The 11,764-nt window shown below is 71.0% G+C and carries 13 protein-coding genes; 1 reads left to right on the forward strand and 12 read right to left on the reverse strand.

What is annotated here, in order from left to right; all coding sequences use genetic code 11:
* Window positions 1-121: 121 nt before the first annotated feature.
* The 4 genes from hemC to ABZ719_RS32155 are packed head-to-tail and all read right to left on the reverse strand — an operon-like array spanning window position 122 to window position 2,527.
* A complete protein-coding gene (gene hemC, locus ABZ719_RS32140) occupies window positions 122-1,096 on the reverse strand; it encodes a hydroxymethylbilane synthase (RefSeq protein WP_366728676.1) in 975 nt (324 codons plus the stop codon).
* Window positions 1,093-1,563 (reverse strand): NUDIX hydrolase, encoded by a 471-nt coding sequence (locus tag ABZ719_RS32145; RefSeq protein ID WP_366728677.1) that lies wholly within the window; start codon window positions 1,561-1,563, stop codon window positions 1,093-1,095. The genes hemC and ABZ719_RS32145 overlap by 4 nt, the downstream gene beginning before the upstream one ends.
* Before the next feature lie 11 nt (window positions 1,564-1,574).
* Window positions 1,575-2,096 (reverse strand): hypothetical protein, encoded by a 522-nt coding sequence (locus ABZ719_RS32150; RefSeq protein ID WP_366728678.1) that lies wholly within the window; start codon window positions 2,094-2,096, stop codon window positions 1,575-1,577.
* Entirely contained in the window at window positions 2,093-2,527 is a 435-nt protein-coding gene (locus tag ABZ719_RS32155) for an ATP-binding protein (RefSeq protein ID WP_366728679.1), read from the reverse strand. The genes ABZ719_RS32150 and ABZ719_RS32155 overlap by 4 nt, the downstream gene beginning before the upstream one ends.
* 158 nt (window positions 2,528-2,685) lie before the next feature.
* Here ABZ719_RS32155 and ABZ719_RS32160 point away from each other — a divergent pair, with 158 nt between their 5' ends.
* Complete coding sequence (locus ABZ719_RS32160) at window positions 2,686-4,038, forward strand: transcriptional regulator (protein ID WP_366728680.1); 1,353 nt, start codon at window positions 2,686-2,688, stop codon at window positions 4,036-4,038.
* A gap of 57 nt (window positions 4,039-4,095) precedes the next feature.
* Here the strand turns inward: ABZ719_RS32160 and ABZ719_RS32165 are convergent, their stop codons facing one another.
* The 8 genes from ABZ719_RS32165 to ABZ719_RS32200 all read right to left on the reverse strand — a co-directional run bounded on the left by ABZ719_RS32165 (window position 4,096) and on the right by ABZ719_RS32200 (window position 11,763).
* Window positions 4,096-4,440 (reverse strand): hypothetical protein, encoded by a 345-nt coding sequence (locus ABZ719_RS32165; RefSeq protein WP_366728681.1) that lies wholly within the window; start codon window positions 4,438-4,440, stop codon window positions 4,096-4,098.
* Complete coding sequence (locus tag ABZ719_RS32170; protein ID WP_274031391.1) at window positions 4,437-4,676, reverse strand: hypothetical protein; 240 nt, start codon at window positions 4,674-4,676, stop codon at window positions 4,437-4,439. Before ABZ719_RS32170 ends, ABZ719_RS32165 begins: the two co-directional genes overlap by 4 nt.
* Window positions 4,677-4,737: 61 nt before the next feature.
* Entirely contained in the window at window positions 4,738-5,814 is a 1,077-nt protein-coding gene (locus tag ABZ719_RS32175) for a peptidoglycan-binding protein (RefSeq protein ID WP_366728682.1), read from the reverse strand.
* Between the two features lie 76 nt (window positions 5,815-5,890).
* Window positions 5,891-7,492 carry a hypothetical protein gene (locus ABZ719_RS32180; RefSeq protein WP_366728683.1) on the reverse strand — a complete coding sequence of 534 codons (1,602 nt, stop codon included), beginning with the start codon at window positions 7,490-7,492 and terminating at the stop codon, window positions 5,891-5,893.
* 108 nt (window positions 7,493-7,600) lie between these two features.
* Window positions 7,601-8,326, reverse strand: a complete 726-nt coding sequence (locus ABZ719_RS32185) for a hypothetical protein (protein ID WP_366728684.1) — start codon at window positions 8,324-8,326, stop codon at window positions 7,601-7,603.
* A complete protein-coding gene (locus ABZ719_RS32190) occupies window positions 8,326-9,441 on the reverse strand; it encodes a hypothetical protein (protein WP_366728685.1) in 1,116 nt (371 codons plus the stop codon). The genes ABZ719_RS32185 and ABZ719_RS32190 overlap by 1 nt, the downstream gene beginning before the upstream one ends.
* Window positions 9,438-10,439: a hypothetical protein gene (locus ABZ719_RS32195; protein WP_366728686.1), complete on the reverse strand. Its 1,002-nt coding sequence runs from the start codon at window positions 10,437-10,439 to the stop codon at window positions 9,438-9,440. The genes ABZ719_RS32190 and ABZ719_RS32195 overlap by 4 nt, the downstream gene beginning before the upstream one ends.
* A 13-nt stretch (window positions 10,440-10,452) precedes the next feature.
* Window positions 10,453-11,763 (reverse strand): hypothetical protein, encoded by a 1,311-nt coding sequence (locus ABZ719_RS32200; RefSeq protein ID WP_366728687.1) that lies wholly within the window; start codon window positions 11,761-11,763, stop codon window positions 10,453-10,455.
* Window position 11,764 lies beyond the last annotated feature (1 nt).

Below are 11,764 nucleotides of genomic sequence, written 5' to 3' on the forward strand. Positions count from 1 at the left end.
CAGTTCCACAACTGTGAGCGCAAAGGGGCATCCCCACCAGGGCCAGTATCACGGCCCTACGACACACGGCGCCCCCGCCGGGAGAGATCCCCGACGGGGGCGCCGCCGCGTTACCGCTCCGTCAGTGCGGAATGCCCTCGATGATGTCGCGGGCCCCCTGCCGCAGCAGTTCGGCGCAGACGCGCGAGCCGAGTACGGCGGGGTCGTTCATGGACTCGCCCCAGAAGTGGGCGTGAACGAACTTGGAGCCGTCCCGCGAGAAGACCATCCCCCGCAAGCTGAGCTGTCCGTCAGGGTCCGTGACGCAGTGCCCGGCGATCGGGCTGTTGCAGTGGCCCCGTAGGCCGTGCAACATCACGCGCTCGGCGGTGATCTCCGTCATGGTGGGTTCGTCATTGAGCTGCTGGAGCAGGTAGGCGACCGCGTCGTCATCCTTGCGGCATTCGAGGCCGAGGGCGCCCGCGCCGACCGCAGGCAGCATCTCGGCGACCTCGAACACCTGGCGGGCCCGGTGCATGAGGTCGAGGCGTTCGAGACCGGCCCGCGCGAGGACCATCGCGTCAAGCTTGTGATCCATCGGCTTCCGCCCGTCGAGCTTGTCGATACGGGAGCCGACCAGGCCGCGCACGCGTACGACGTTGAGGTCTGGTCGCACGCGGTTGATCTGTGCCTTACGGCGAACCGCGGACGTGGCGACCGACGCGCCGGGCGGGAGGTCGGCGAGCGACTGCACGTCGGACCCCTCGGGCACGAGCAGCACGTCGCGTACGTCGTCGCGAGGCAGGTACGCGGCGAAGATCAGGCCGCGCGGCATGGGCACGTCGCCGGGTACGTCCTTCATGCAGTGAACGGCCATGTCTACGTGCCCGCGCTGCAACATCTGGTCGATTTCGCGGACGAACAGGCCCTTCCCGCCCAGCTGCGCCAAGTCGCCCTGCCACTTGTCCGCCTCGGTTGTCACCGGCACGACCTCGATATCGAGGTCGGGCTCGAACTTGCGCAGCAGGGCCGACACCTGCTCTACCTGGGCGAGAGCAAGCGGCGAGCTGCGCGTACCGATGCGCAGTTTCCGGGCGGGAAAGTCGGTCGTGTTCATAACGTCCCTTCGTGTCTGGTTTCAAGGTAGACCGCGCTGCCGGGGGTCTGGAGCGGCCCCACGATCCGGCGGGCGATGGCGGGGTGCAGGAGCGTTTCCGCTTCGGCGCGGTCGGCCCACCGCCAGGCGGAGAGTTCCGCGCGCTGCAAGGTGATGCGGTCGGTGTCGGCCGGCTGGAGTACCGGGCCCGCGAACAAGAAGGCGAGCCGGTTCCGGCGGCCGGGTCGGGTGGCTTGCAGCCACTCGACGGCGAACAGGTCGAACGGTCGTATGTCGAGGTCGAGGCCGAGTTCTTCCCGGCCCTCACGGCGGACGGCGTCGAGGGGGGACTCGGGTTCCTCGACGATGCCGCCGGGCAACTGCCACGGTCCATCGTCGCTCTTAGCCGTGTGGACGATGAGCAGGTCGTCGCGTGGATTCGTGATCAGTACGGCGGCGGTCACGGGGTGGCCGGGGGCTGATGGCATGGCGTATCCCCTCACCGGTTCCGGATGGTCGTCGCGCCCATGTAGGCGCGGCCGGTCGCGCACACGCGGGCGAGGTACGCGGAAACAGCGTCCGGGCCCGCGCCGGGCGGGATCGGGTCGAGGCCGATCGTCAGGCACACGTGACCACCAGAGTTCACGTGCGTGCGCCATGCGTCGGAGGTGTGGGGGAGCCGCATCGTGTAGCGGGGGTGCCCGTAGTCGAGGGCGACGTACGGGCCGCGCAGGATCAGGCGGGCGCCGACGATCGGCACGCGTTCGGCGGCAGGCCGTAAGCGCATCGCGTCGACCATGCCCAACAGGCCGGTCTCGACCGTCTCGGCCGACTCGTTGGCGCGGCGTGGCGGTGCGTGGCCGATCAGTACGTACGCGACGGGTACGGCGAGGGTGTCGCCTGCGTGCAGCCACGTTGACACCGTGCAGCCCACGACGAACCCGGGGCCAGGGACGGCCCGGATGGTCGGGGCGCTTCCGGGGCCCTCATCCTGCCGAATCGCGATGCTGTTGTCGGTCACCGTGTCACCTCTGCCCATACCTTCTTGCCGAACGGCCGGTCGTTCACGTCCCACCGCGCCGCGAGGGCGTCAACGATGTGCAGACCGCGCCCGCCGGTCTGTTCGGCCGACACATCCCGCAGTTGGGGACGGCGGCGACAGGGGTCGTCGACCTCGACGCGTACGGTCTCGGCCGTCGTCAACACGGTGACGAGTAGCGAGTCGCCCGGGTCGGTGCCGTGCACGTGGGCGTTCGTCACCAACTCGGAGACGATCAACAGCACGTCGTCGAGCCGGTCGTCGGCGAGCTTCAAGTCGTCGTCTGCCAACAGCTCGCGCACATAAGCGCGGGCGGCGTGCGCTGCCTCGGGGCCCGTGGGGAACATCGCCTGTGCTGGCGTCCCAGGGGGCGGCTCGCAGCAAGGCGAGGTATCCCGCCGTCGTTCGGTCATGCTTAACCCCTTCGGGCAGCCACGACCCGTTGCCGCGGCTGCTTTACGAGCGAATGAGTTTGCCCGTCTAGGCAACACCGGCCACAAAACCGGGGGTACCGTCGAGGGGGGTGTCGAAGGGTGTCGCTTTCGTCGCCCACGGTCGCGGAGGTGCGGGGATGAATACGCCAAACGATCAGCTCGCCTACTGGCTCGGGCGCTCGACCATCAGCAACAAGGAGCTAGCGCGGCTCGCGCAATCGAAGGCGCGGGAGTGGGGACAACCCAACATCGCGCCCAATGCGACGCGCGTACGCCGCTGGTTGGAAGGTGAGACGCCTCGCCCGCCTGTCCCCGACATTCTCGCCGGGGTGTTCTCGGATCACTTCGGCTTCCGCGTCACAACGTACGACCTCGGCCTCGGCGAGGGGAGTTCGACCGACGCCGCCCTCGCCTACGACCCTTCGTTCGCCGTTACGGTGGAAGTCGTAGCCGATCTGGGGAGAGCCGACGTGGATCGTCGTAAGTTCCTTGCAGCCGCACCGTTTGCGGCCGTGGCCGGTGTCGGTCCCTCGCGGGACTGGCTGTTGAACACCCTCGACCAGGAACCGGAACCGGGCCCGCGCGTACGCATCGAGGATGTGCTCTCGGTGAAGAACATGTTCGCGTCGTTCCAACGGATGGACGTGCTACAGGGCGGAGGGTCTGGGCGCCTGGTCCTCGCCGAGTACATGAACCACCACGTCTACCCGCTGTTGCGGCGGTCGCATGACGACACGGTGCGACGCGCCTTGTGTGAGGCAGCAGCCGAACAGACCTATCTACTCGGTTGGATGGCCTACGACAACGGCGAACACAGCACTGCACAGAGGTACTTGATCCAGTCGCTACGCCTCGCCGAGGAGTCGCAGAACGCCCCGCTGGGCGCGCACGTCCTCGCTGGCATGGCGGACCAGGCGACGCTACTCGGCAACCCCGCCGAGGGGCGACGCCTTGCACAGGCGGGGCGACAGGGGCTGTCGAGGTCGGAGTCGCCGGCGTGCCTCGCCGACCTGTGGTGCCTGGAAGCGAGGGCGCTCGCCCTGCTCGATGACAAGGTCGCCGCAGCCCGCGCGGTCGTCCAGTCGGAACGGGCGTACGAGCGGGTCGACCTCACCACGGAACCGGACTGGGCAGCGTTCATCGACCCCGCGTACCTGCACGGCGAGCACGCGAACACCATGCGGGACATGGGCGACGCCGAGTCGGCCGAGCAGCACGCGCGCCGGTCTATCGAGCACGCGAAGAAGCAGAAGCGGGCCCGCCGGGGCGCCATGTCGCAAGCGGCGCTTGCGGTGTCCCACCTGCAACGGCGCGACCTCGACGGCGCGTACGCGGCCGGTCTGCGGACACTGAGCCTGTCGGGTCAGGTGAAGTCCTCGCGCGCGGTCGAGGCGGTACAGGACTTGCAGCGGCGCATGCAGACGTTCGGCAGTGACCGCCTGGTCGCCGACTTCAACGAACGGGCGCGCGCGCTGGTCGCTGCGGCGTAGGCGGCTACGGCAAAACGCCCCCCGTACGGCCATGCGCGGCCGTACGGGGGGCGTTGCTCATGTGCGGGTGGCGATCTGCCACAGGGTGAGTGCGAGGCCGACCAGGGCGACCAGGGCGGCGACCGATGGCAAGGGCCACCGGGACCGTTCGAGGTCTGCGAGGCGTATGTCGTTGCGCTTCTGGCGCTCGGTCTCGCCGCGTTCGAGGGTGTCGAGGCGGGCGTCGTGGTCGTCGAGCCGGCGGGCGTGTTCCTTGATCGCTTCGTCGGTCTGGTCGTGGCGTTGTACGAGCAGGGCGAGGGCGCCGTCGGTGCGCGTGAACCCGACCTCGATCGTCCGCCTGATCCGCTCCAGTTCGAGGGCGACTGCGGCCGGGTCGGACGGCGAGGGCTGGGTCGTCACGGCGCGGTGTGCTCCTTGTCGTCGTCGACCAGGCCGAGGCCGAACCGGTCGAGCAGGGCCTCGACGCTCGGCAGGGCCATGACGCGGGCGAGGCCGCCGGCGGCGGCGAGACCGGCGGCGACCCACGGCAGGGACTCGGGCACGCCGGACGCGTCCACGATGGCGGGCAGTGCGACGGCGAACCCGACGATGCCCTGTATGACGGTCCGCGCGGTGCGCTTGTTGGCGTCGGTCATGTGGTGGTGCTCCTGTTCTGGGTGGGCCCGCCCCGCGCGCGGCGGGGCGGGCGGGGCGAGGTCACGCGGTGACGGTGAACCCGTGGTGCTTGGCGAGGGTGTCGAGCGAGGCGCGGCCGGGCAGGCCGTCGGCGTCGGCACCGTGGTACCCGCAACGGCGCTGCCACGCCGCATACGCGGCCTTGGTCTGGGTGCCGAAATGGCCGTCTACGTACTTCTTGGCGAGCAGCCCCTCGGCGGCGAGGGCGTCCTCGACGATCCGAGCGCCCGCGTACGAGACCGGCGTACCAGCCTTGGCCGGGTCGGTCCGGGCGGCGGCGAGCAGCTTGGACAGGTCGACGACCTTCGCCGCCGGCTTCGGCTTGCTGGGCAGGGTGCCGAGCAGCTTCCGGAGCGTCGTTTCCCCCGGCACGCCGTCGGCGTCCGCTCCGGAGTAGCCGAGGCTGCGCTGATAGTCGGCGTAGTTCTGCGTATCGGCGTCCGACCAGGTCGGGCCGGGTCCCTCGGCGTAGTGCTTGCCGAACCCCTTCGCGACCAGGGCGCGGCCGACCTTGGTCACGTGGTCGCCCTTGGCGCCGTACCCGTAGGCGAGGCCGCCGATCGTGACCGTGTAGCGGGCGACGCCGGTCGGCTCGCTCGGCGCGGTGCTGCCGGTGAGCTTCTTCGCCCGGCGGACGATCTCGGGCAGCTGGGCGACAATCCGGGAGCCGGGGCACGACGTGTGTCCGCCCCACGCGCTACCGCCGAGGCCGTGGTACGCGAGGCCGCGGTCGCTGGTCGACGTGGCGACCTTGAGCGGTACGCCGTAGGTCACGTGGGCCCACGCCAGTACCTCGGCGTTGCGGTCGAGCTGGTCGTCGGTGAGGGTGTCGCCGCCCTCGCCTTCGTTCTCGACGGACAGCCACGCCGTGTTGCCCGCGGCTTGGGCCCATGCGCGGTCGCTCGTGTCGACCCACTGATACAGGGCGCCGCCCTTGCCGGTGCCGAAGTGGCTCGACGCGCGGGCCTTGCTGTCGCGAAACCAGCTGTCCGTACCGGCGAGGGTTCCGGCCATGATGTGCACGACGACGCCGCGTACCTCGGCCTGTCCGCCGTCGGTGTAGTTGATCGGGATCGGGCGCCATGTAGCGCCGGGCATACGTGCCACGGTGGGTGTCTCCAGACATGAAAAAACGCCCCGGCGCGGTGCGCGAGGCGTACGGGTCGAGCAGGTGTCAGACGTTGGCGAGAGCCATGATCGGGATGTCGTGGTCGGCGAGGACGGCGGCGGCGGACTGGCTCACGGTGGTGGGCAGTGCGGCGTTCGCCTGGCCTTCCGTGTACCAGGCGCGCGCGAACGGCGTTCCCGGCATCCAGAAGTTCGCCGTGGCGACCGGCGCCTCGTTCTGCACGTGGTAGAACGCGAAGTCGGCGGTACCGCCCACCACAAGCGCCCACGCGGCCCAGTACCGGCCGGGCGTCAGCACGGTTTGTGTGACCGCGAGGGGCACGGCGCCGATGTGGTTCGAGACCATGGCGGGCATCGAGCCGGATTCCTGCCCGGCCATGGTGAGCGCGACGGCGGCCGACTCAACGACCTTGGTCCCGTTCTCCCGGTAGATCCCCGCGCGGTAGCGGTTGGTGGACACGCCCCCGTAGCCGCGGGCGAACATGACGATCCTGTCCACGGTCGTGGATTCCGTGATGTTGAACCCCACGAAGTACAAGCGGTTGGGCTTGAGGTACTTCGCTACGGGGTTCGCCACGGTGTACGGGTCGCATGACCACGCCTCGAATCCGAGGGCCTGCGGCGTCCACATGTTCCGACCGGCGGCGGCGGGAAGCTGCGCAATCGGGACGCGGGCCGAGGCGTCGAGAGACGCGACGCCGTTCGCCGCTGCTCGCGCGGTCGTGGCGAGGGCGCCGACCTGGGCGGCGGTGTGCGTGTGCCCGGCGGTCGCCGCGCCCACGTCGCCGGCGGCGAGGACGACAACGCCCGTGTACCCGTTGACCGATGCGACGGCGCCCCCGCCGCTGGACGCGGGGAGCTGGGCGGCGGGCACCTTCCCGGACGCGTCCAGCTGCGCGACGCCGTTCGCCGCGCCCGGCGCGGTGGCCGGTACGGCGCCCACGGCGGCAGCGTCGAGAGTGACCTCGGCGGCGCTGATGCCGTTGACCGACTGCACGACGCCCGGCGCTCCGGGCGCTCCGTCTGCTCCGTTCGTGCCGGGCGTACCGGCGGCGCCCTGGTCGCCCTTGACGCCCTGGGGGCCGACCAGGGACGCGAGCCACTGGGCGCGGGTGCCGCTGTAGCCGGCGGCGACGGCGACCTCGTACGCGTCGTTGCCCTCGGGGCCGGTCGCTCCGGTGTCGCCCTTGACGCCCTGGGGGCCGACCAGGGACGCGAGCCACTGGGTAACGGTGCCGTTGAAACCCTCCTCGACGGCGACCTCGTACGCGCTGTCGCCTCGTACCGCGACGTAGTTCGGCGTCGATGGGTCGGTCGGCGCGATGTCGGCGAGGTCGACCTCGGGGGCCTCGGCGGGCAACAGGATCGAGTACACGCGGTTCGTCGCGACGCCCGCGAGCTGTTCGGCGACCTGGTACGACCAGTCGTCGGGGATCATTCCGGGGGCGTCGGTCGCCGGTAGGACGACCTCGAACGCCCCTGTGGAGTCGAGCGGCGCGGTAACGGGCCCGCCGAGGATCACGTCGAACTCGCCGAACGTGACCAGGGACGGCGCCCGCACCACGACCTGTCCCGTGAGGGGACGGCCGTCAGGGGTCAGGAACCGGCCCGTCAGTTGGACGGTCGGTATCCCCTCGGGGAGCGGCATCGGTGGGTTCCTCCATGGTCGGCGGTGCGTAGGTGTGGGGGTCGTTGCCCGGGTCGGGCATAACGCCGCTGCTCGCGGCGTCCGGGGCGGGGTCGGGCGCGGCCGTGGTCACGGGGCCTCCGCTGTGGTGAAAGCGTTCCGGGTGTAGACGCCGAGGCAGTTCGTCTGAATCGGGCCGTTGCCGCTCCGTACGGAGTGCTTCAACCGGTAGTTGACGTGGTCCATGAAGCCCTGCCGGACCGGCTTCGTGATCTGGCGCAGCGTCCAGCCGTTCGAGGTGTTCGCGACCCACGACTCGATCACGCCGTCGCTGTCCTCGAACTGAACATTGGCCGTGGTCCCGGCAGGCGTGTAGGTCTCGAACGCCGCGTACAGAACGCTGTTCATGAGCCTGGTCGCGCCGGTCCACGCGGTGGTTGTGCCGGTGTTCGCGGTCTGCTGCCCGGCGGTCGACTGCATGGGGATGGGCATCGAGGGGCGGCCGAGGAACCCGTCGGCGTAGGCGTCATCCATGACGATGACCTCGCCGTCGCGTGACCACATGCGGATCATTTGCGCGTCGGCGCTGTTCACGTCGTCGCCGACGGTCAGGGCGGCGGTGCCGCTCTCCCGGCCGAGGCCGACGCCCCAATCGCCCTGCGGTGTCTGCCCGACGATGAACGTCCGTTGACCGCCCGGGGTCTGGGCGATCAGCTGCCCGCCCTCGCCGATCACCACGTCGCCGGCCATGACCTGATTGAGGGCGGGGCGCATCTGCGCGCGCCCGCGCAGCTGCCTTACCTCGCGTTCGAGGGCGGCGATCCGGTCGAGTACGTCCTGTGGGACGAACGGCATTACGGGGCCTCCAAATACAGCTGGGCGGTTTCGGGGCGCCCGCGCTCGGGCGGGCTCACGCTGATGCCGACCACGCGGTACCGGGCGTCGAGCGCGGTCGGGTGCCACAGGTCGCGGATGCGTAGGCGGATGGTCGAGCCGACCAGGCCGGGCGTGATCGCGCCGCCGAGCCGGACCGTGATTTCCGGGATGGTCACTGGGTTACGGGCGGCGGCGTGGTCGGCGCGGGCGTAGGCGTCGAGGGTGTCCTGTCGCTCAACCGTGGTGTAGTCGCTCGATCCGTCGAGGCGCGGCCACCCGGCGGCGAGGTCGTCGTCGGCGACCAGGACCGGCGAGGTAAGGGGGAAGGAGTCGGCGGCCTGGTTCGTGTTCACGGACGCGCCGCGCGTCTGCCACGCGTTCGCCTTCTTGGTGGCGTCGACCGGCCACGTGTAGGACAGAACGGGGCCCGGATGGTCGAGGACGACCTCGGACGCGCCCGTACGAATCGTGGGGTGCCCCAGCTGCAACCGCTTGATCCGGCGGCCGTCGCTGTCGCGGAAGCTCGCGATACGCCACTCGAACCCGTTCTCGACGGCGGCGAGGTCGTCGAGCAGGTCGCCGATGCTGGGCAGGTCGTACCGCAGGTACGTACGGTCACGCGCGATGCCGGACGGGTCGGCGTCGTACGTGATGCCGATGTCGCCGCCGGCCGCGCTCTGCGCGTAGTCGACCAGGCCGCGCGCTATGTCGAACTGGTCGACCTGCTGCGCGATCTGGGTGTCGTACAACAGGCGCCGGTACAGGTAGCTTTCCCACCCGCCAGCCTGAATCTGAGCGCCGAGGAACCCGCGGGCATCCGAGGCGAGGGCGAGCGTCCACAGGACGCCGCCCCACCACAGGTCGCGCCCGCGCTCGACCCATATCCCCGTACGGCCGGGCAGGATCGCCCGGCGGGCACGTTCGGCCACGGCGCGGTTGGGGATCGGCACGGTGCCGGTGAACCGGCCGGTCTTGCCGATGTAGTCGTCGAGGCTGACACCCTGCACCGGCAAGGCGTCGAGCAGCTGGTCGGACCGTAGATCGCAGAACAGGACCCGGTACGGGGGCGCGGCGCGCACGGCACCCCCCGTCACGGCAGCAGGAACGTGCACGACGCCCTGATGTTCCGGTCGCTGCGCAGCGCGCCGCCCCCGGACCACGTTCGCAGCGTGAGCACACCGGACGTGGCCAGGCGGGCGGACCCCTCGCCGTACCCGTCGGACACGGATATGTCGGCGTCGATGTTCGGGCGCCACCCGCTCGGCAGGGTGCCGATCGTCTCGTCGTTGATGTTGCCCGCCGCGTCCACGTTGAGTTGCGCGCCCTTGCGGCTGACCTCAACCACGAACGAGCACACGCCCGCGTCGGGATTTCGGCGCGCGGCGAAGGTGTTCAGCGTGTAGCCGGACGAGACGACGAACCCGGTCGAGGTCGACTCGGTCCGACGCGGGGCGCGGTAGGTCTGCCATTCACCGGCCGTGGCGTTCCAGCGTTCCAGCACGCTGCCGTTGTCGCGGTACTGGCCGTCGTACGCGCCGTCGAAGCCGAGGCCCCACCCGCGCGGGATGATGCCCCCGGCGGCGGTGGTGTAGCGCCGCCGGTCGGCGAGGGCGGACGCCCAGTTGATGCCGCCCACGCCCGCCGAGGTGCCCGCGGGTACGGTCACGTCCCACAGGCGCAAGCTCGCCGATTCCAGGGTCGGCGCGGTCGGCGTCGCGTCCGGCTCGCCCTCGACCACCTCGATACGGGCGAGGTTCTGCCCCTGCTGGTCGAACAGGCTGTCGAGCACGCGCACGGCGACGGTGTCGATGCGGCCGAACTGCGCGTCGCCGTCGGTGAATGTGAGGGTGACCGGCCCGTCGTTGGCGATCGGGTACGCGCCCTGGGCGTCGGTGCCCTGTACGTACGCGCGCCCGGCGCCGATCTGGAGTTGCATCGCGGCGGCGCCGGTTGCGGCGAAGGGGTCACCGCCGGGGAGGACGCCGTCACGGACCCTGATCGGGGACTCTTGCGCGACGGGCGACACGGGGGCGAGGCGGGTGTCTTCACGGGTCTGCGCCTTGGGCAGCAGCCATGCGGAACGCACGGTCACGGGGGGTGTCTCCTTACCAGTAGGCCGGGCGGTACCGCACGGTTGCGGTCGCGGCGGGGTCGCCGGACGCGGCGCGGAATTGCAGCTGCGAGGGGCCCGGCGGAAGAGTCCATGTCTGCTCGGGAACCGAGCGCGCGGTCGCGGTGTAGATCCGCGAGGCGGTCGCGTTGAGCGTGACCGTGCCCGCCGCGGTGTCGACGGCGAGCACGTCCTCGGCGGCGAGCGGTAGGTCGTATTCGAGTACGTCGCCCGTGTCCACGTTGGTGATCGAGGGCCGTTCCACCGGGCCCCGGAACTCGATCAGTGGATGGGTCGCGGCGTCCCCGACGTTGACGACCGACAACGTGCCGGTGCTGCCGGGGGTGCCGAAGTCGAGCGGCCACGACAGGCCGCCGGACGGCGAGCCGATCAGCAGCGACGACGTGCCGATCGGGACCGGCGCGGGGAGCGCGGCGGGCAGCAGTACGACCGGCTGCACCCACGCGGCCCCGGCGGGCGCCGTCGCGTCGAACGTGCCGTCGCCCTGGTCGCCGGTCGAGTCGGCGAGGTACGCGCCGGACGCGTCCCACCACCGGAGGATGATCGTCGCCCCCTGGGCGGCGACGAGCGCCGACGTGAACGCGACCTCGGCCCCGACGGACACCGGCCACCCGTAGTCGCTCGACTCGGCCGACCAGACCAGTTCACCGCCGGCTGTCTGGGGGTGAACGCTCACCGTGCCGACGCCGTCGCCGGCGAGGACGGGGTCGCCGTCCGTCCACCAGCGCCACAGCTCGCCGACGCCGGCGGCCTGCTCGCCGTCGAGAACCTGCTCGGGGTCGGTGTCCCACGTCAGGCCGCTTTCCGGGGCGGGCAGGGTCGCGGGGGCGACCTGCTCGACCAGGCCGTACCGGCGCGGGTCGGTCGCGACGAACTCGACCGCGCCGCCCGTGATGGTGCCGAGCCGGTAGCCGAGGCTCGCGGGTATCGCCCGGCGGGTCGCGCGGGCCCACACGAGCAGGGGCCCGCGTTCGTCGATCCACACGACGAGCGGTAGTTCGTCCTCGACCGGCACCGTGCCCCGGTTGAGGGCGGCCACGACCGCGCCGACGGAGGCGCGCGGGGCCCGGATGACCAACCCGTCGAGGCCGATCGTCCGGGCCTGTGCGAGCAGGCCGCCGGGGAACGCGCCGTGCGCGTCGCTGCGCGGGACGGTTCCGGAGTCGAGGCCGGGGAGGTCTTCCCACCCAGTGAGAGTCCGCCACCCGTAGGGGGTGCCGGGGCCGAGCAACAGGTCGCCGTACTGGACGTGTCCGGGCCGGGTGACCTGGTCGCCGACAGCCATC

Origin of the sequence: Streptomyces sp. NPDC006743 (assembly GCF_040703815.1) — a bacterium.
GTDB lineage: Bacteria > Actinomycetota > Actinomycetes > Streptomycetales > Streptomycetaceae > Streptomyces.